Below are 16,916 nucleotides of genomic sequence, written 5' to 3' on the forward strand. Positions count from 1 at the left end.
ACGATGTCAGGGACGCTCAGGTCCTGGAACACCCGGCTGGTCTTGCGGTGCCGCAGCAGCGCCAGCGGCGGTTCGATCGTCAGGCCGTAGCGGGCAAAGCCGCCGTCCGAGCCCAGCGATTTGACCCTGGTGACCACTCCGGTCAGCACCTGCGTCCCGCCGTCGGCGGTGTGGATGTCGACCTCGACCGCCAGCCCGAGCAGCGACTTCAGCTCCAGCCCGGCATCGGCCGACAGGCACTCCAGCGTGTACAGATAAGGCTTGCTGAGTTCAGCCTCGCCCTCGAGCACATGCGGCAGCAGCGTCTCCGGCACCGGTCCGCGGCCTTCGGCGAAGTGCAGCGACAACAGGCGCTGGTCCTGGTTGAACGCGGCGGCGAATGACGCGAGCAGGCTGGTGAGGTCCATCGGNGGAGTAGCCCCCATTTAGCGTAAGCAAACCGGTCGTGCGATCAATTTTGACTTTCGGCTTGTTCAGGAAATTCAGCGCCAGGACGCCGGTGATTTCCTTTTCACCCACGAAGGGCTGATCCATCGTGAGCCATCCTTCGTGCGCGTTGTTGAGGCCCGGCAACATTTCCTGCGGGATCTGAAAGCGCACTGCGTTGCCGTTGATTTCAACGGTTGCAGCACCGCTGAAGGTGCGATGGCCCGAGGTGTTCGTTACCGTCATCTTGGAGTGGTCGTTGCCCTTGCCGCCGAGCTCGGTACCGACAGAACTCTGGTTTTCAGTGACGGTACCAGAGCCTTGGCATAGCAAGCGGACAGTACTGTCTGCGAGGCTGGCTTGGGCGGCAAGAAGGGCAAAGGCAGATAGAACAACGGGGGCGAATTTCATCTGAACACCGGTCTCTGTCGAATGGATGGTGTCCATTATTGAACAAGAGCGGGATGATGAAAGGGCAATAAATACCGCGATGGCATAAAGTCAGCGGCAGTCATCTCTGTCGGACCGGATGGGCGCGCGCAGGATCTTGAGTGTTCGGGGAGGGGGCTGAGGTGCCCTTGGTGCGTCAGCTTTCCGGGGAGTTATTGGTGCGCTGGACTATTTGAATAACCCAGTTACCGTTCTATCACCCGACGGGCTGTGTTGGATGGCCCGGAAAGCCTTGCAAAAACAGGTGGCGGAGAGACGAGGATTCGAACCCCGGATAGGCTATTAACCAGATAAATATTCTTATAATAATCCAGTAAAAACAAAGTGTTGGGTCGTCTGGCTTGGGTCTTTCGGATGTGGCGCGAAAGCTCATAAGTCATTGATTTTACAGATGGTGAGTATTTGCCAGTGACCCGGTTAAGGGGGGCGCTGCTGGGGCATAAGTGGCTAACGCTGGAGATAAGCGGTGCGCAGAAGGCGCATCAGCTGGAGCCGCGGGTTAGGCCATTTTTCGAAGCGCATGCTCTATCGCTTAAACCAATGCTTCGGATATCGACCGCGCTGGGCATAAAACTTCACGTCTTGAACAGTCATAGCGCCGAACCAGCGCATAGGGAAAGTAGATAACCAAGCAACGGCCATTCCGCTAACGTAGACAACAAGCGGAACGCTAAGAAGGGTAAGCGCGACCCAGACCACGCCGTTCGCCGATCCTTGAATCCGGGCGTTCCACGACAAGCCTAGCCATGATGCAAGTAGAGTTGCAACGAACATCATCATCAGCAGAGAAGTGGCCAGGGCGAGGAGACCGACAGCACTGGTCATCCAGTAGTACTTGCGCTGCAGACTGGAAGTCGCCTGCGCGTTTGCGAGCAGTTCTCGGATGATTTCCATGTTGGGGTGAAGAGCTCGAATGAGCCTAACGTAGCTATGGCCGGCGACCAAAAATGGGTGCGTAGAGAGCGTAGTGACCGAGCCGACGCCCTTGGGCTTCCGTGCCGATTGACTTGTTAGACGGCTCTTCGAACCAGTCGCGCATGATCGGTGTACGTGAACGTGAGGATGGCTTCGCCATCCGCTTGCACCTGAAGTTTGCAGTCAGCGACGCGGCCGGTCGAGCACCAAAGAGCCCGAAAGCACAGATAGTCGCCCGAAACTGACACTTCACTCACATTGGCCGTTTCGCCATCGCTCGGATCCCGGGCCGAGACCACCAGCGCACCTCCGCGCTCGTCAACGGTGTACTCCACCTCCGCGGTGTATTCGTCTGGACCAACCCACGTGCCGATGAAGCGGTTCATAGCACCTGCCGTCTAACGTTTGAAGAGACGGGCCGGCTTTAGCCGGTCCCGGTTGACTGAAGTGTTAGGCTCTCACCTTTGGGCGGTACGCAACAATATTCACTACGCCCTTTCCTTTGAACTTGGTCATTTCGAATAAATCGATTTTTGCAATTAAATCAGGTACTTTTGTTGCGCCGTAAGTTCTGGGGTCAAAATCTGGCTTTACGCGTTTCAACAGCCCGCCGACTGGAGCGACGTTAGCCCAGTCATTGCCGTCATCTTCTTTATATTGCTGCCACCCAGAGAGTAAAATTTCGACAATTTCTTGAGGGATTACTTCTGTTTCTTGTTGTTGTAACGACTCGCCTTGCTGCGGGGCTACTTGTACAACTCCTACATCATCAAGATTTTCTACAAAAATGAAATCGTCACATGAATTTCTGAATGATAGAGGTGTTTTTTTCTCGCCAACACCAAAAACATAAATCTCAGATTCTCTTAGGCGCGATGCGAGTTTTGTAAAGTCACTGTCCGAAGAAACTATAGCAAATGCATCGTACTTGTCCGTGTAAAGCAAATCCATTGCGTCAATAATCAGGGAAGAGTCTGTAGAGTTCTTTCCTGTTGTGTAGGCGAACTGCTGAATTGGCTGAATGGCCATTTCATTTAGTACTGTCTTCCAGTTCTTCAGATACTCACTTGACCAATCGCCGTATGCTCTCTTTGTGATTATGTGCCCGTGCTTAGATATTTCATTAAAAATTAATCTAACTTTTGAATGCTGTGCATTGTCGGAATCTAATAGAACGGCAATTTTTTTCTGATCAGTTAAGTCTTTCATATGCAGTTCCTTGTGCCTGACGCTTGAAGTTAGTGGCCAGTTTTAAGCCGGTCCCGGTTGGTTTAAGTATGAGGCGCTGCTGCGCGTGCTAGGACGATCAACTAATATCTTGATCTTTACACATGTGACGATGCGGATTGCGTGCGATGTGCTTGATCAGGCGTCAGCGAGCGCATTAGCGAAATCAGGCCAGAAAGTGACGGCTGCTTCGACGTACCGACGCAGGTCTGTTTCACGTAGAAATATGTCGTCACCGGAGAGCGGCGAATAAATGCGCGGTCGATAGTAGAGATTTGGGAAGTCGAATTTTTCGAGAGCGGGAGGCTTGAGCAAGGCGGGGTACTGCGTCTTGACGATCTCTGCCGACGTGCCATCAGCGTGCTTGACTGTGTTCGCGACATGTTTGAGTTCATCAATGATTGCCCAACTCGGCAGAGCCTTCAGTTCAACGCCCTTCAATGAAAGGCGCTCTTTTAGGACATTGATGGAAAGCAACTTCGGCTCATGTTCTTCGGTGGGATGAAGTACTTCCCGGCGATGGAATGCGAGCAGTTGCTGTTCCCAAGTGTGATAAAGGATTGGGGCAAATGCATTCAACAGGGTTTGACGCACGGCGCACATCCCTAAGTAGTGCTCTAGTGCTTCTTCGTGTGCCATCTCCGCTGGCCACGCAGGATCGCAGTCCTCGTCTGCGGGCATCTGATTAAAACGATCAAATGCTACCTCCTGTACACGATCGGCTTCCGCCGCCAGATCACCTAACGAGGGCAACAGGCGCTCTTCGAGAGTCTGATGGAGCCGCCGAAGATGCGGGATGAAAGCTTGTTGGAAGTGGCGGGCCCAAAACTGGTGGTTGTGCATGGCTTTCGATGCCTAACGTTTGAGTTAACGAGCCGGATTTAGCCGGTCCCGGCCTAACTAAGCTGTTAAGCGTATAACTAATGCGCTAACGACCATAATGTAATAAATATCCAGTAAAGCGCTGTGGAGGCACCAAGAAAAATAAGTGACCACAAGGCAAAGGCTTGAATTTTGGGAACAGGGGGGCTGGGAACGATATTGATATATCTGGCGCTAGCCTCATCTGACTTGCAATATGCGTTTATTTGACTGTGCGTGATTGGTGGAGCGTATAAGTATGAAATATTAATTTGCTCGTCTGGAACTAAAGTCGGTATTAGTATTTCTGCAGTCCCATTGCTACCATTTTTTAATTCATGATCTAGCTGGGGGTAAAGTTGATAACTTGCTGGTAAATGGTTGTGGCCAATTCGCACATTGTGCGCAGTCTTCTTGCCGGCATTTCGCACTACAATGCTGTGCGTATTTATAATATGGGTGGTGTTTTCATGGATTAAAGGAATGGCCGAGGCGTGTACAAGATAAGTTATTAATTTGGGCCTTTCTTCAAGATATTTTTTAATCACAAACCCAATAATGGCCGTCAATATCGGGGCCAGAATTTTAACAATAACATCTAAATTCATGCTCGAATCCATGTGACGCGCCTAACGTTTGAAACAACGGCCGGCTTTGGTTGGCCCCGGTTGAGTGACGGGTCGGTGTTTACGAAAATAGATTTTCTGCAAATTCGGGACGGAAATATTCATTGCTGTTTTTCTTTGTTGTTTTTAACATTCGCATGGCGATGTCATAACGGTCATAATTCTTAACTCGATGAGTTTCCGAGAAATGTGATTCAGGGAAGAAAACATCACATTCAGCGCAATAATAGCGAGCGGCATCAGACTCACTTTGATCGCCGTGAATGTAGTAACGCTGCTTTTGAGGGGGCGCCATAAGCTTGCTCTTGAACGTTAGCGTTTGTGATAACGGGCCGATATTAGCTGGTCCCGGTTGCTTGAAGTGTTAAGTATCGACTGCTGTATTTGTAATGCCTTCAATTTTTGGTGAAATACCAAACTATCAAGCTTGATGCTATACCAGTAAGCAGGCCGACTACGATACCTTCCAAAAGCCCGCGCCCACGGCCTTTTGCAGATGCTCGTGCCAGCATGCGAGCAAAGGCTTCCTCTGGAACTTTTATCAAATCTTCTGCTGCAGCCCGATCCTCTCGAAGTCGCGCGATCTCAAATTGCAATTGATCTGACTCTTTCTTCGATTTAGTTGCACTTTCCCGCAGCTCACCTACAGCAGCGACTGCTGCGTGAAGATCTGCTTGTATCTCTGCTAGTTTTTTTATTCGCTCATCGGCACTAGGTTCAGCTTTGAAGATTCGAGCGAATCCATCGAGCCCATACATCCGTAAGAGTTCTTGCGCGAGTTTTGAAGTTATGACTTCGATGGAGAGTGACAAGATGGCTTCCTTAATGCCTAGCGTTGTTTACATGCCATGGTACATATAGAAATATTGCGACATCTGTCGGATAACACGGCCGACAGTCGTCTTTTCAAGTGTTCTTTGTGGCTGCAATGTTCTGTACTTTCCAGCATAAATGCACTCTGCAGGGAGACTGGCAATGTTATTGGACATGTCGGATAACCCTGCAAATACACCACGACCAGGTTTGCTGTAGCAGGTGTCGGACTGCCTGCGCTACCGTCCTTGCAACCTGGTACCTGAAAAAGCTTACATCCGTATGGTAAAATACTTTATCAGATTTAATGGTGTACGCAATCTGCATGTAACTGGGCGACAGGAGGTGTGTTTTCTGACTCATCGGGCTGTAGGGCGGGGCGTACTGGTGTCGATGCCATGCCGAGCGCTGTCGGTGTTGCTGAAGCAGTCAGAGATGGTGCCTGCCGGCGCATGCGATTCAGTCCTTGCGTTCCAGCGGTGAAACGCGCTCTGCTTTTCTGCGATAGATGCGCTTTGTCGTATCGATGCTGGTGTGCGAAAGCAGGGCTCTGGCGTGATCGACGGTTTCAGCGTCGCTGGCGACCTTGGCCCGAATGTCGTGCTCGTTGAACCGAACTGTCACTTCCGTTTCGGACATGACGCGATCCATGAAACCGCGCCACAGGGAGTCCCAGCCACCGGCGCGGCCGGTTTGTTCATTGACGTAGCACTCGCCGCGGCGATTGCAGAACAACCAAGGCGACCTGGCATTCGGCCGTGCAGCAATGGCATCCAGTACGACGGCACGCAGGGTCTCGGTCCAAAGATAAAGTGTTCGCTTGCCGGTGCTCTTGGCTGTCTTGTGCCGTTTGATCTCGATGCCCTCCGCATTGAAGTCGGGCAGAGGTAAACGTAGCAAGTCACCGCGTGCCATGCCGGTCAGCAGCTTCAGGCGAATGTAGGCTTGCGCGGCCAGCACGCTGCCTTTTTTCCGCTTGCTCTTGATCGACAGGCAGGCTTCGATTTCCCAGTCCTCGACATAGCGATCCCGGGGCTTCTCGCCGGCGAGACGAACCTCGCGCGCGAAGGGGTGGCGCTTCATGAAGCCCCATTGAACGGCCATGGTGAAGGCGTGCGACAGGACTTCAATCTCTCGCATCGCGGCTGTCCTGGCTTTGACTTTCAGGGGCTGGCCGTCCGCACCCTTGATCGTCTTGGTTCGTGCGTCGACGTAGGTGTAGATGTGGTGCGGCTCGATTGCAGAAAGCGGCCAGGCGCCGAAGGTTTTACGCAAGCGGTTGATGGCAATCTGGTTCTGCGTTTGAGTCGTCGTGGCTTTGGTCGGTACGACTTCGAGTGCGTACCGATCGAGCAGCTCGCCTATGTTCGCCGCGGCGTCGAGCGTACCCAGCCGATCGGCCCAAGTGCGATAGGCTTCGGGCAGGTTGGCGCCCAGGCGGAATCGCTTCTTACCGTCCCAAAGGGCTTCGAGGCCGGGCGGTACACGGTAGAAGTAGGCGCCGTGGTGGTGCTGCCAGCGGGCAGGCAGCCCCTTGTTTTCTGCGTTGCGCTTCCGGGCCATTACAGGGTGCTCCGGTCAATCTGGTAGACCTTGGCCCTTTGGCCGGGCCGTTCAGCCCCGCCGAGCAAGCGTTCAACGTGCGCACGCAGCACGATGACGCTGCCGTCCGGTCGAATTCGGTGCTCGATGCCGAGTGATTTCAATACGGTCGCCTGCGAAGTGCGGCGAACCCGGTTTGTAAGTTCTTGCAGTTCGGCCTGGCTGAGAAATAGCTTCGTAGACTCGTTGATTGGCGCGCTCATGATGTGCCTCTTTGGTTGTCGGCAAGCCCAGACCTGGCGGCCCAATTCGAAGGGCGCGCTTGTCGGTTGCTGCCGGTGTTGTTCCTCAGCACTGATGACGGAGAGGCTGCGACGCCCGGGTGCTCCGGGTATCGAATCGCGCTCGCACGATTGGTCGGGGCGGAAGGCCTGATCCGAGCCGGGCCTCCGTGTTTCGAATGAAAGAACGACTCGCAAAACCTTCCCAAAGGCTTACGTTTTGCGAAGTTGGATGCCACGTATTGACGAGTTCTGCTGTGATTGGTAAGAAATATGCGCAGCAAACTTACATACACTAAAAAAATACGAGGCAAAAAATGGCACGTTATACCGTATCGGCAGACCAGATCCGGGTATGGATTTCCAGAAGAATCAACGAGCATCCGACTCTTGTTGCCAAAGGTGGGTACGTCAGGGTGCCGCTGCCCTATTGGTGTGATGCGCCACCCAATGAATGCAACTGGCATATTTCGTACTGGTATGACGTCACCGGGTACGAAGAAATTGTTGCATCCGTGTTGCAAGAGGCTCAGTCGCGATTCTCGCTGGTTGTCAGCCCCAGTGAGAGCGTCATCCGTATCCACGACTAAGGGGTGATAGGCCGGCCCGGGTGGATACGCTTGGGCCGGCTCGCGTAGTTCTGAGGCTGCGCGTGGGTAGGCATGTGTTCATGCTGCAATCCTCTCAATCTCGAAGTAGGGCAAATGCTGCTGCCGCCACTCGTGGAACTTGGCTGTTGCCAATGGCTTTAAGTCGGTCCACCCGATGGGTCAGCCCATCAGCCACTCGACCCAGTCCGGGTTCAACTGGCCATCGTCCGAAGCCATGACGGCACGGTCCAGCCTGTCGTTCTCCCGGCTCGCACCGGTCTTGCGGGTGCTCGAGCTGCGCGGCGTGTCGTGCAGCGACCTCGAGGCGCACACGCCGGACAAGCGGCAGATCATGTGTGCCGGATCCTTCGGGCAGCCCGTGTTCACCCGCGGCGAGCTGGCCAGCGCGCTCTCAAGCTACGTGGCGCGCGCCGCCGAGAAACTGCGCAAGCAGGGCTCGGCCGCCGGTGGGCTGATGGTGTTCATCCGTACGAACCCGTTCCGCCCAAGCGATCCGCAATACAGCCCGGCGGTAACCGTGCCGCTGACCACGGCCAGCGACGACACGCCGTTGCTCAAGCGTGCCGCGCTGTGGACGCTCGACCGGATCTTTCAGTCAGACTACCGCTACGCCCAGGCTGGCGTGATGCTGACCAACCTGCAGCCCCGCGACACCGCGCAACGGCATCTGTTCATCGAAGACAACGTCGACCCGGGCAAGCGCACCGCCCTGAATGCAGTGATCGATCAGGCGAACCGGCGATACGGCCGCGGCTCGCTCAAGCTGGCCAGCGCCCTCGACGACAAGGGCTGGAAGATGAAGCAGGGGAAGGTGTCGCCGAACTGGACGACGGTGTGGGCGGATGTGCCAGTAGCGCGCTAGGGGCTGTTTCGGCTTGGTGGTGGGGGGGGCTGTAAAGGCGATCGCAGGCGAAGCAATTGCCTAAGGGATTTTGGGCTGACATGCTTCATGTGGATAACTACGAATTGTAGAAGCTTCTACAGCCGCGTCGGCGCAAAGTCGTGTGGTTACTTCATTTCCAGATTCTTGGTCACAACTTGGCGCTTTTTTGCATGAAGTGCTCGTGCATTTCGACGGTCAAGAGCTCGATACGCTCGGTCAACTGCTTGGTGAGCTCTGTCAGCTTGGTATTTTGCTGCAGCAATTCCAGCACCTGTGCCGCGTTCTGCGCGGCAATCGCCTGCCGTTGTTCGTTGGCCGCCGCGAGCGCCTCTCGATGTTGCGCATCGGCCTCGGCGAGCGCTTTGTCTGTGCAAGCAGGATGAGTGGGGCGGCGTAGGCTGCTTGCAGGCTGAATGCCAAGTTGAGAAGTATGAACGGGTAGACGTCGAATTTGACGAGGCCAAGGACATTGACGGCAATCCAGATGGCGACGACCGCCGTCTGCCCGCCCAAGAACAGTGGCGTTCCGAAAAACCGAGCGAACGCTTCGGCTTGGAGCGCGAAACGATCGCTGCCGAAAGTTGGGGCTAGGTGCGCGTGAGGGCGCTGGAAACACAGGTGGTCGATCTCCGGGGCCGCAACCGGAGCCGAAGCAGCGTCGGGCGTCGAATCAGATGGCTTTGTTTCCATGGCACCCTCATCTTGGTCATTCATTCGGGGCGGCGCTTGCTACTTCACACGCACCTAATCGGACTGCAGCCCAGCTGCTCCGCATCTTTCAGCATTAGAAGCGTTGCTTGGAAATGCCAACTCCATATGCCAATTCACGCAACTCGGCCGCGGCTCACTCAAACTGGCCGGCACGCTCGACGACAAAGTTGGCAGAGGAAAGTAGGGGAAGGTGTCGCCGCACCGGACGACGGTGCGAGCTGAGCCTGACTGTGCCTTCAAGGGCAACGTTGTTACGCGTCGTGGCCTCTTGCATTTAGGCATAAGCAGTCGGTGTGATTCGCCTCGGGAAGACGGTATGGGTCGGCGTGCCGGTGATCAACGAGGTGTCTAGGGCGCTGGAAGCGCTCTAGTATCATCGTCGAATCGCGAATGCCAAGGGTGATGCAGGGGGAGTTTGAGGTGGGTGGATTGATAGCTGAATGACCCAGTGTCCAATCCATGACCCAACCTCGGTGCGCGGGAACCGCTGGAACCCGCATAGAATCAGGTGGCGGAGAGACGGGGATTCGAACCCCGGATAGGCTATTAACCGCTGCGTTCTTTCTGAAATAAAGCATATAAATCATACGGGTAGGTCGTGTTTGGTGGGTATGTCAAGGTGTGAGTTATCTCGCGTTAAGTGCTTGTTTTGCAAGAAATATTGAGGGTTGAGTTGCCCATGTCGTCACGATGCTGATGGAGCATGGTTTGCCACAAATATGAAGGATGGTCTATGTTTTCCTTGATTCTTACCTTTAGTGAAAGGATTGGTCATGAAATCGAACTTGATCCGAACATTTATGAGTGTTCATTTTCAATTAATAGGCGCATTTTTCCTTTTATTATCTAGCGGTTCATGCCATTCTGAATCCTCCAAGATCGATTGGGAGGTCTTAAATAGATTTCCCGTTTTTAGCGCCGAAGAAGATTTTCAGCGTTTAGTAAGTGCTTGGCCTAAGAATCAAGGTGCAAAAGCGTTTTTGTCTAAAAATAATGAAAAAGAACTACGGGTGTTGTTGCCAATTGATAGGACTGCATGGGTGCCGCAACTTGGAACCTATGATCAACGCGTGCTTTTCCGTTCAGATAATAGAGTTAGACTGATGTGGCATGGACAAGGTGATTGCCATTGGAAGTTAGGCGAAAAAGAATTAACGGCTTTGTGTGGGTCTAGCGTTGTATTTCCAGTAAAGTTAAATGAAAAAATAAGTGTCAGTGTGTCGGATGATGCGGGTGAGTCCGTTTCTGAGGTTATCGAAATTAAACCAAAACTGATTGTCGCTATGGGCGATAGTTTTGCTTCTGGTGAGGGAAGCCCAGATTATGCGGCTGTATGGAGAGATGCGCGAATTGGTGGGAATTGGTTTTTAAAAGGGAGAAACTCAAAGGGGACTTTGATTTCAAGTGCGCGATGGTGGGATGATAGCTGTCATCGCTCATTGATTTCTTGGCCCGCATTGTTTGCGTTGCAAGAAGCCATTAGCAATCGACGTGGTGTAATACAGTTTGCAAGCTTTGCATGTTCTGGTGCTGAGGTGATTGATGGGTTTTATCTGGCACAACAAAATCCACCTGGATACTATCAGGATTTTTGGAGGGGCGATGTTCCACAACCAGAAAATCAGGTTCGTAAAAGCTACGTGCGTAATGGGCATGGAAGAGATGGGACTCCTGGAGATTATGTACGCTTGTCGCAAATAAATGCTTTGGTGAGCTTGTTGTGTCAAGGTCAAGTTATTCAAGGCGAACGCCAGTTTCCGTACGAAGGTGAGTCGATTAGAGTAGATGAATGTACGAAAAATAATCTTCGAAAAGTAGACCTGCTATTGCTGGCTTTTGGCGGGAATGATGTGCACTTCGCGAGTGTGGTTAAACATTCGATTTTCCCGGATTCTGTGCGCTCTGGTCTTCTTAAAAAACTACGTGGTGAGGCGTTGCAACTTGCTCGGTGGTTTGCGGAAATGAAGTCGCCAACTGAAGCCGCTGAATCGATTGATTTGCTTGAGGGGCTCTATGGAATGATGGATGAGGATCTGCGTAAACTGAATGTGAGTTCGTCGAAGGTGAATGCATTGGTTTATCCCGATCCGTTGCCAACTATACAGACAGACCAATGCACCGATCGCATTCGCTCTGGGAATATGGCGTTGACCACATTGGTGGGGAAATTTGGTTCGAATAATATGAAGTTTGGACTAAATAAAGGAAGCGTTGAAGACGTGCGCTCAAATTTTATATTTAAGCTACGCAATAAACAAATGAGTTTGTTTTCACCTGAGATGTTGAAATGGCAGGGTGTGCCCGCTCAGATTGGTTTTGATGGTGATGCGGTTCGTACTTGGTGTGCGGTAACTCCAGATTGTTACGCCGGACAGTGTGATGTGACAAATCTATTTGCTTGGAAAGATGGTTGGCGTGATGATCTTGGTTATTTGAATAATACCAAATATTGGTCTGGCTATTCGCCAGGGCGCGGTCGTGGAATGCGAACAGCAAATGATGCAATGCTTATTGGAGCAAGGCAACCGATGAACCACAACTATGAATGGGTGTTGGGTACGGCGCATCCGACAGAAACCGTACACGCTGGAATTGCAGAGTGGTTAAGTCTGAAGTATCACAAAGCGCTATGCGTTGATGCTTTGTGTAATGATCAAATCATATCGAAGGCGCCAAAGGCTGACGATGCTATCTGATTTTTTGAAGTTGAACCTCTAGTTGGGTTTATGTTTTGGGATCAAGTGGGGAAACGCGCTCTGCTTTCCTACGGTAAATGCGTTTTGTAGTATTAATGTTTGCGTGCGACAGCAGGGCGCTAGCATGCTCAATGGTCTCTGCGTCGCTCGCGACTTTGGCACGGATGTCGTGCTCGTTGAACGCGTCCTTGAGATCGGTCTCGGCCATGACTCGATCCATGAAATTGCGCCAGAGCGACTCCCAGCCACCGGCCCGGCCCGTATTTTCGTTGATGTAACAATCTCCGCGGCGATTGCAAAAAAGCCATTGAGACTTGGCGTTCGGACGAGCGGCCAGTGCATCACGTACCGCTGCGCGTAATGCATCCGTCCAGGTGTACAGCGTGCGCTTTCCGCTGCTGTTGGCCGTCTTGTGGCGCTGGATTTCTATCCCTTCGGTGTTGAAGTCCGGAACCGGTAATCGAAGCAGGTCACCTCGGGCCATCCCGGTAAGAATTTTCAGACGAATATAGGCTTGAGCGGCAAGCACGCTACCCTTCTTTCGCCTGCTTATGATTGACAGGCAGGCAGCGATTTCCCAGTCCTCAACGTAGCGGTCACGTGGCGGCGGAACGGCGAGGCGGACTTCCTGCTTGAATGGATGGCGTTTGAGGTATCCCCATTCAACTGCCTTCGTAAATGCGTGAGACAGCACCTCGATCTCGCGTAGCGCTGCTGTGCGGGCCTTGGTTTTCCGTTCGTTGCCGTTGGCGTCCTTGACTGTCTTGGTTCGTCCGTCGACATAGGTGTAGATGTGGTGCGGTTCGATCGCGGTCAATGGCCACGCAGCAAACGTTTTGCGCAGGCGTGCTACTGCAACCTGATTGTGCGATTGCGTGGTCGGCGCCTTTGCAGGAATGACCTCGAGCGCATAGCGATCAAGCAGCTCTCCGATATTGGTTGCTTTGTCAGGAGCGCCGATCCGGTCCGCCCAATTTCGATATGCTTCCGGGAGGTTTGCGCCGAGGCGGAATTTCTTTTTTCCATCCCAGAGTGCTTCCAGCCCCTTTGGAACACAGTAGTAGTAGGCACCGTGGTGAAGGTGCCAGCGAGCTGGTAGCCCCTTGTTCTCCGGTTTACGTTGCCGCGGCATTACAGCGTGCTCCGGTCGATTTGATAGGTTGTGGATTTGCGTGCGGGCTGCTCGCCACCTCCTAGCAGACGTTCAACATGAGCCCGGAGAACAAGCACACTGCCATCCGGGCGTACTCGGTGCTCAATCCCCAGCGAGTTCAGGACAGTGGCTTGCGAGCCCCGGCGGACCCGATTCGTCAATTCGCATAGCTCCGGCTGTGACAGGAACATGCTGGGGGCGTCGTTGGCGGAGACGATCGAGTTCACGGCTTATCCTCCATTTCATTCCTCGCTTTAATCCAGATAACCCCTGGTGCATTGATGCTGCTACCGCTGCAGCTGGGCAGTGATGCGCAGTCTGGCCAATGTTCTGCCACGCAGCCTTCGCAGGGGCCGATACCGGACTCGCCGGCTGCGATGTATTCCGCCGTACCCACGAAGATTTGAGTTTGACCAATCCATGTTTTTGGAATCGGCAGCTGGTGGCGGGTGATGTTCATGCGGCCTCCGCGGCGGGCGCCTGTGCTTTGGCAGCTTCATCAGGCGGCGCCGGCCGGTCGCAACTCTCGACCGTGGCAAACCGCACAACCGCATCCAGCAGGCCGCCAACGTCCTTGCGCAGTGCCATGCGGACGCCGGCGCGCAGCTCATCGCCGGCGCGGGTGCAGTCGGCCGCGGCTGGGGCAGCGATGCTGGTCGCCAGCAGGGAAACGACGATCAGGTTTCGCGTGTGATTCATGCTCGTGCTCCGTTGATGCGCGCGGCGGTCTGCACGCGCTTGTGGTTGGCTTGCCAGTCCTGGGCACATTCGGTGTCGCAGAACGTTGCCCCGGCCGGTGCCGGCTCCTCGCACCAGGGGCAAACGCCGCTGGGCTTAGGTGTTTCGCTACATGCCTTCCGGCGCACGTTGTCCAGCGCGCGGTCACGATCTTCTTGTTCGCGATCGCTGGCCAGATCGAAAATTCGGCTCATTGGTGGGGCTCCCGGTTGAGATTGTTGGTGGCTGCACTATCGGGCCGTAGAACAACCAGCCGGCCATGCCGTAGCCGAGGTTTTGCAGGGCAGTGATGCGCAACATCACCAGCTCGGCCTTGGGCGACATCAGCACCCAGTAGTGGCCGGGGCGAGGCAACTCGTTGAAGCGGCGAGGGCGAAGTTCCATGGCGGTCTCCGGCTACGGGCGCACGTCGTAGGCGTCAGCGCCCACGGCCTGCAGGCGTGCGTGCTGATCCCGCAAGCGCTCGGCGCCGTTGGGGCTGTGGTGCTCGATGCGGGAAATGGCCTCAGCAAGGTCTGCCATGGCCGCCGTGTGACTGCGGCCGCGGTGCGCGAAGTGCCGATCTCGTGCGGCCAGCCGGTTCAGCGCCGCCTTGAACTCCGGCGAAGCGATCTGCGCCGCGTTGTCGGCGTGGATTCGGGCGTTTTCGGCGTCGAGTTTGGCCAGCAAATCGCGCTGCGCCTGATTGTCCAGATCGGACCGGTTACAGTTATTCACACGAGTCCAAGTGCTCGCGGCTTCGCCGCTGCGCTCAAAACCAACCCCCAAAGGCGCGGCGTTGGCGCGGGCCATGATCTGGCCCACCGAGTTGTCGCGGCCCCATTTCACATCCCACTCGTGCATGCGCGTCTTGATGCGCTCGATGACCTCGTCAGCCAGATCAAACACGGCCACGCCCTTGCGCACGAATTGCGGTTCGCCGTACTTGTTCAGCGGCATCAGGTGTTCGCCGGTGGCCTTGTCCGACTTGAGCAGCGGCTCGAAGCCGATGCGCAACCCGGCACCGACGCGGCCATAGCCGGTCAGGAACGCAGCCCAGTCGCCCAGATCGGCTGCGCTGTGCAGGTCGCGCAGGATCAGCTCGCCCTGGTTCTCTTCATCGAACAGGTCGGCCTTGCGCAGCTCGCGCCACACCGTCACCGGCGGCTGGCCGAACAGCTGGAACTGGCGAATACGCCAGAGGCTGGCCCACTTGTTCACGCGCCGCGCGCCGGTATCGGCGGCAAGTCCCGATTCGTCGTCGGTACCGACAAACTCGCCGTCGATGTTCTTGGCCAGATACTTGGCGATGTAGCCGACGGCGCTACCCTTGCGCGGGTCGATCTTCTCGACCTTAAATCGCGCGCCTTCGCCGCCGCGCTTGTTGAAGCGGGCGCCCGGCTCATCGCCGTCCACCTCGAGCGCCTTCTCGCGCAGGATGTGCAGCATCCGTTCTGACTGGTGCGGCGCCACCCAGATCAGCATGTGCCAGTGGGGCGTGCCGTCGTGGTGCGGCTCGACCACGCGCACCCCGTAAACCTGAATCTGGTGCGCTTTTTTCTTGAACAGGGCACGGCACTCGGCCCAGTTCTCGCACAGGTAGTCCTGCGTATCGCGCGGGCTGAATTCCGGGCTGCCCTTGCCGTACTTGTCGCTGCAGCGGTGGTAACGGCTCGGTGCCGTGATGGTGAGGAAATAGCCCTCGTACCCGAGTCGCACCATCACTTCCTCGGTGCCGCGAACGCGCACCATCAGCTCGGTGCGGCGAATGGCCGGGTTGGCCACGGTGCGCCGGCTCAGCTCGGCCAGCGTGTACGTCTGGCCTTTCTCATTGGTGGCTTCGGCCAAGGCCAACGCTTTGGCATTGCGCTGATCGCGGCCGAGCATGCGCTTGAACGAGCCCTCGCTCAGGTAGGCCGCGCGCTCGCGGTCGACGCAGCCCAGCCGCACCATCAGCTGCTCGACGGCGCGGGTCACGAACCGTTTCAGTCGTCCGCGCCACCATTTCTCGTCGGCCAGTCGCTTCGGCAGCTGTTCGAGCGCCTTGGGGCCCATCCGGACCAGATCCGGCAGCACGCCGGCGTCGATCGCCTTGATCAGCGCCTCAAGCACAAAGCGCGGCTGCCGGCACAGCTTCCCTTCGATCAGGATGCTGCGTACTTCACCGGCGTCCGCCTCGGCAATGATCCGGCCGCACTCTTCGGCATTGGTGCGGGCGTAGCTGGCCAGCTCGTCGTCGGCCATCGCCAGCGGCAGGTTGTCCGACGCTGCACGGGCCGACGCCACAAAGTCCCGCACGAACCCGTTGGCGGCAGACAGCGCGCCGTTCTCGGTCGTTTTGCGGATGCGGTGCCAGCGGGCCAGCAGTGGTTTGCGCACATAGTCCGGCAAGCCCGCGGTCAGACCATAGAAGTCGCCCAGCTGCGCCTGACTGACGCGCGCACGCTGGCGCCGGATCGGCTCCGGAATTGTTGCCGCCCATGCCGCATCCTCGGCCGCCTGCACTGCCGCGGCGCGGTCGCTGGCAATCTGCTCGGCTATGCGGGCCGCAGTTTCAGGGCAGGGGGTCATGCCGCCACCTGCTTGGGCTCATCCGCCGTAAAGCTGCCCACACGTACCGCGCGCATCCGGGCGCTGGTGTCCTGTGCGAGTCGGTACTCGGTCTGATATGCAACCAGCCCGGCTACACACAACACCGACCGCACCGTCGCCGGATTGATGCCGGCAATGCCCTGCAGCTCGACTGCCGCAGCCAGCTCGCTCAGCCGCAAACCGAACTGCAGGCGCAGGTCACTGATCAACGCTTCCAGCTCTTCCACCACGGCGCGCTGCTGGCGCGTCATGGGCACGTCGACGGATCGGTGCGGAATCACGTTGCAATCCTCCGCCGGCGCCAACTGGATGGTGGGCGCCGGCTGCGGCTGGGCGGGCGGGATGCCGGCAACCGCCTGCAGCAATTGCAGGCGGGCGGCAGCGGCGAGGAACTGGTCCGGGGTGCGCATGG

22 protein-coding genes are annotated in these 16,916 nt (G+C 55.8%); 4 read left to right on the top strand and 18 right to left on the bottom strand.

Annotated features, from left to right (window positions below):
- The 10 genes from IE097_RS05735 to IE097_RS05780 form a co-directional block, all read right to left on the bottom strand.
- Nucleotides 1–407: contractile injection system protein, VgrG/Pvc8 family (locus IE097_RS05735; RefSeq protein ID WP_268247084.1), on the bottom strand; the 407-nt coding region annotated here is incomplete at its 3' end.
- A gap of 994 nt (nucleotides 408–1,401) precedes the next feature.
- Nucleotides 1,402–1,770: a hypothetical protein gene (locus IE097_RS05740; RefSeq protein WP_189459211.1), complete on the bottom strand. Its 369-nt coding sequence runs from the start codon at nucleotides 1,768–1,770 to the stop codon at nucleotides 1,402–1,404.
- A gap of 116 nt (nucleotides 1,771–1,886) precedes the next feature.
- A complete protein-coding gene (locus tag IE097_RS05745; RefSeq protein ID WP_189459212.1) occupies nucleotides 1,887–2,177 on the bottom strand; it encodes a hypothetical protein in 291 nt (96 codons plus the stop codon).
- Nucleotides 2,178–2,241: 64 nt separating this feature from the next.
- Nucleotides 2,242–3,000 carry an NYN domain-containing protein gene (locus tag IE097_RS05750; protein ID WP_189459213.1) on the bottom strand — a complete coding sequence of 253 codons (759 nt, stop codon included), beginning with the start codon at nucleotides 2,998–3,000 and terminating at the stop codon, nucleotides 2,242–2,244.
- A 156-nt stretch (nucleotides 3,001–3,156) separates the two neighbouring features.
- Nucleotides 3,157–3,861, bottom strand: coding sequence for a hypothetical protein (locus IE097_RS05755; RefSeq protein ID WP_189459214.1), 705 nt, complete (start codon nucleotides 3,859–3,861; stop codon nucleotides 3,157–3,159).
- 77 nt (nucleotides 3,862–3,938) lie between these two features.
- Entirely contained in the window at nucleotides 3,939–4,487 is a 549-nt protein-coding gene (locus IE097_RS05760; protein ID WP_189459215.1) for a DUF8453 domain-containing protein, read from the bottom strand.
- Between the two features lie 79 nt (nucleotides 4,488–4,566).
- The gene (locus IE097_RS05765) at nucleotides 4,567–4,800 is read right to left on the bottom strand and encodes a hypothetical protein (RefSeq protein WP_189459216.1); all 234 of its coding nucleotides are present in this window, start codon (nucleotides 4,798–4,800) and stop codon (nucleotides 4,567–4,569) included.
- Between the two features lie 100 nt (nucleotides 4,801–4,900).
- A complete protein-coding gene (locus IE097_RS05770; RefSeq protein ID WP_189459217.1) occupies nucleotides 4,901–5,317 on the bottom strand; it encodes a hypothetical protein in 417 nt (138 codons plus the stop codon).
- A gap of 460 nt (nucleotides 5,318–5,777) precedes the next feature.
- Nucleotides 5,778–6,881: a site-specific integrase gene (locus tag IE097_RS05775; RefSeq protein WP_189459218.1), complete on the bottom strand. Its 1,104-nt coding sequence runs from the start codon at nucleotides 6,879–6,881 to the stop codon at nucleotides 5,778–5,780.
- Nucleotides 6,881–7,123 carry a DUF4224 domain-containing protein gene (locus tag IE097_RS05780; RefSeq protein ID WP_189459219.1) on the bottom strand — a complete coding sequence of 81 codons (243 nt, stop codon included), beginning with the start codon at nucleotides 7,121–7,123 and terminating at the stop codon, nucleotides 6,881–6,883. Before IE097_RS05780 ends, IE097_RS05775 begins: the two co-directional genes overlap by 1 nt.
- Before the next feature lie 335 nt (nucleotides 7,124–7,458).
- On the opposite strand from IE097_RS05780, the gene IE097_RS05785 reads away from it, so the two are divergent.
- Nucleotides 7,459–7,731 (top strand): hypothetical protein, encoded by a 273-nt coding sequence (locus IE097_RS05785; RefSeq protein ID WP_189459220.1) that lies wholly within the window; start codon nucleotides 7,459–7,461, stop codon nucleotides 7,729–7,731.
- Nucleotides 7,732–7,906: 175 nt separating this feature from the next.
- Entirely contained in the window at nucleotides 7,907–8,614 is a 708-nt protein-coding gene (locus tag IE097_RS05790) for a DinB/UmuC family translesion DNA polymerase (RefSeq protein WP_189459221.1), read from the top strand.
- 258 nt (nucleotides 8,615–8,872) lie between these two features.
- On the opposite strand, the gene IE097_RS19590 is transcribed toward IE097_RS05790, so the two are convergent.
- Complete coding sequence (locus tag IE097_RS19590; protein ID WP_373295736.1) at nucleotides 8,873–9,121, bottom strand: DUF1003 domain-containing protein; 249 nt, start codon at nucleotides 9,119–9,121, stop codon at nucleotides 8,873–8,875.
- Between IE097_RS19590 and IE097_RS19275 the strand changes: the two genes are divergently transcribed.
- Nucleotides 9,038–9,226, top strand: a complete 189-nt coding sequence (locus IE097_RS19275) for a hypothetical protein (protein ID WP_229797451.1) — start codon at nucleotides 9,038–9,040, stop codon at nucleotides 9,224–9,226. The two genes, IE097_RS19590 and IE097_RS19275, sit on opposite strands and share 84 nt — an antisense overlap.
- 893 nt (nucleotides 9,227–10,119) lie before the next feature.
- The gene (locus IE097_RS05800; RefSeq protein ID WP_189459222.1) at nucleotides 10,120–12,042 is read left to right on the top strand and encodes an SGNH/GDSL hydrolase family protein; all 1,923 of its coding nucleotides are present in this window, start codon (nucleotides 10,120–10,122) and stop codon (nucleotides 12,040–12,042) included.
- 28 nt (nucleotides 12,043–12,070) lie between these two features.
- Here the strand turns inward: IE097_RS05800 and IE097_RS05805 are convergent, their stop codons facing one another.
- The 7 genes from IE097_RS05805 to IE097_RS05835 all read right to left on the bottom strand — a co-directional run bounded on the left by IE097_RS05805 (nucleotide 12,071) and on the right by IE097_RS05835 (nucleotide 16,914).
- Nucleotides 12,071–13,174, bottom strand: coding sequence for a tyrosine-type recombinase/integrase (locus IE097_RS05805; protein ID WP_189459223.1), 1,104 nt, complete (start codon nucleotides 13,172–13,174; stop codon nucleotides 12,071–12,073).
- Complete coding sequence (locus IE097_RS19595) at nucleotides 13,174–13,386, bottom strand: DUF4224 domain-containing protein (RefSeq protein ID WP_189459645.1); 213 nt, start codon at nucleotides 13,384–13,386, stop codon at nucleotides 13,174–13,176. The genes IE097_RS05805 and IE097_RS19595 overlap by 1 nt, the downstream gene beginning before the upstream one ends.
- Before the next feature lie 32 nt (nucleotides 13,387–13,418).
- The gene (locus tag IE097_RS05815; RefSeq protein ID WP_189459224.1) at nucleotides 13,419–13,655 is read right to left on the bottom strand and encodes a hypothetical protein; all 237 of its coding nucleotides are present in this window, start codon (nucleotides 13,653–13,655) and stop codon (nucleotides 13,419–13,421) included.
- Nucleotides 13,652–13,894 carry a hypothetical protein gene (locus tag IE097_RS05820; protein ID WP_189459225.1) on the bottom strand — a complete coding sequence of 81 codons (243 nt, stop codon included), beginning with the start codon at nucleotides 13,892–13,894 and terminating at the stop codon, nucleotides 13,652–13,654. The genes IE097_RS05815 and IE097_RS05820 overlap by 4 nt, the downstream gene beginning before the upstream one ends.
- Nucleotides 13,891–14,127 (bottom strand): DUF2116 family Zn-ribbon domain-containing protein, encoded by a 237-nt coding sequence (locus IE097_RS05825; protein ID WP_189459226.1) that lies wholly within the window; start codon nucleotides 14,125–14,127, stop codon nucleotides 13,891–13,893. The genes IE097_RS05820 and IE097_RS05825 overlap by 4 nt, the downstream gene beginning before the upstream one ends.
- Nucleotides 14,128–14,329: 202 nt before the next feature.
- Nucleotides 14,330–16,483: a replication endonuclease gene (locus tag IE097_RS05830; protein ID WP_189459227.1), complete on the bottom strand. Its 2,154-nt coding sequence runs from the start codon at nucleotides 16,481–16,483 to the stop codon at nucleotides 14,330–14,332.
- On the bottom strand, nucleotides 16,480–16,914 hold the full coding sequence (locus IE097_RS05835; RefSeq protein WP_189459228.1) for a hypothetical protein: 435 nt from the start codon (nucleotides 16,912–16,914) through the stop codon (nucleotides 16,480–16,482). Before IE097_RS05835 ends, IE097_RS05830 begins: the two co-directional genes overlap by 4 nt.
- Between the last annotated feature and the right edge of the window lie 2 nt (nucleotides 16,915–16,916).

The organism is Jeongeupia chitinilytica, from assembly GCF_014652315.1.
GTDB classification, from domain to species: Bacteria; Pseudomonadota; Gammaproteobacteria; order Burkholderiales; family Chitinibacteraceae; genus Jeongeupia; species Jeongeupia chitinilytica.

Excerpts from the sequence above, each read along its gene's own strand:
- IE097_RS05800 (WP_189459222.1), top strand. The coding sequence starts at position 10,120 with ATGAAATCGAACTTGATCCGAACATTTATGAGTGTTCATTTTCAATTA.
- IE097_RS05745 (WP_189459212.1), bottom strand. The coding sequence starts at position 2,177 with ATGAACCGCTTCATCGGCACGTGGGTTGGTCCAGACGAATACACCGCG.
- IE097_RS05835 (WP_189459228.1), bottom strand. The coding sequence starts at position 16,914 with ATGCGCACCCCGGACCAGTTCCTCGCCGCTGCCGCCCGCCTGCAATTG.
- IE097_RS05815 (WP_189459224.1), bottom strand. The coding sequence starts at position 13,655 with ATGAACATCACCCGCCACCAGCTGCCGATTCCAAAAACATGGATTGGT.
- IE097_RS05750 (WP_189459213.1), bottom strand. The coding sequence starts at position 3,000 with ATGAAAGACTTAACTGATCAGAAAAAAATTGCCGTTCTATTAGATTCC.
- IE097_RS05830 (WP_189459227.1), bottom strand. The coding sequence starts at position 16,483 with ATGACCCCCTGCCCTGAAACTGCGGCCCGCATAGCCGAGCAGATTGCC.
- IE097_RS05740 (WP_189459211.1), bottom strand. The coding sequence starts at position 1,770 with ATGGAAATCATCCGAGAACTGCTCGCAAACGCGCAGGCGACTTCCAGT.
- IE097_RS05785 (WP_189459220.1), top strand. The coding sequence starts at position 7,459 with ATGGCACGTTATACCGTATCGGCAGACCAGATCCGGGTATGGATTTCC.
- IE097_RS05805 (WP_189459223.1), bottom strand. The coding sequence starts at position 13,174 with ATGCCGCGGCAACGTAAACCGGAGAACAAGGGGCTACCAGCTCGCTGG.
- IE097_RS05760 (WP_189459215.1), bottom strand. The coding sequence starts at position 4,487 with ATGAATTTAGATGTTATTGTTAAAATTCTGGCCCCGATATTGACGGCC.
- IE097_RS05780 (WP_189459219.1), bottom strand. The coding sequence starts at position 7,123 with ATGAGCGCGCCAATCAACGAGTCTACGAAGCTATTTCTCAGCCAGGCC.
- IE097_RS05820 (WP_189459225.1), bottom strand. The coding sequence starts at position 13,894 with ATGAATCACACGCGAAACCTGATCGTCGTTTCCCTGCTGGCGACCAGC.
- IE097_RS05765 (WP_189459216.1), bottom strand. The coding sequence starts at position 4,800 with ATGGCGCCCCCTCAAAAGCAGCGTTACTACATTCACGGCGATCAAAGT.
- IE097_RS05825 (WP_189459226.1), bottom strand. The coding sequence starts at position 14,127 with ATGAGCCGAATTTTCGATCTGGCCAGCGATCGCGAACAAGAAGATCGT.
- IE097_RS05790 (WP_189459221.1), top strand. The coding sequence starts at position 7,907 with ATGGGTCAGCCCATCAGCCACTCGACCCAGTCCGGGTTCAACTGGCCA.
- IE097_RS05775 (WP_189459218.1), bottom strand. The coding sequence starts at position 6,881 with ATGGCCCGGAAGCGCAACGCAGAAAACAAGGGGCTGCCTGCCCGCTGG.
- IE097_RS19595 (WP_189459645.1), bottom strand. The coding sequence starts at position 13,386 with ATGTTCCTGTCACAGCCGGAGCTATGCGAATTGACGAATCGGGTCCGC.
- IE097_RS05755 (WP_189459214.1), bottom strand. The coding sequence starts at position 3,861 with ATGCACAACCACCAGTTTTGGGCCCGCCACTTCCAACAAGCTTTCATC.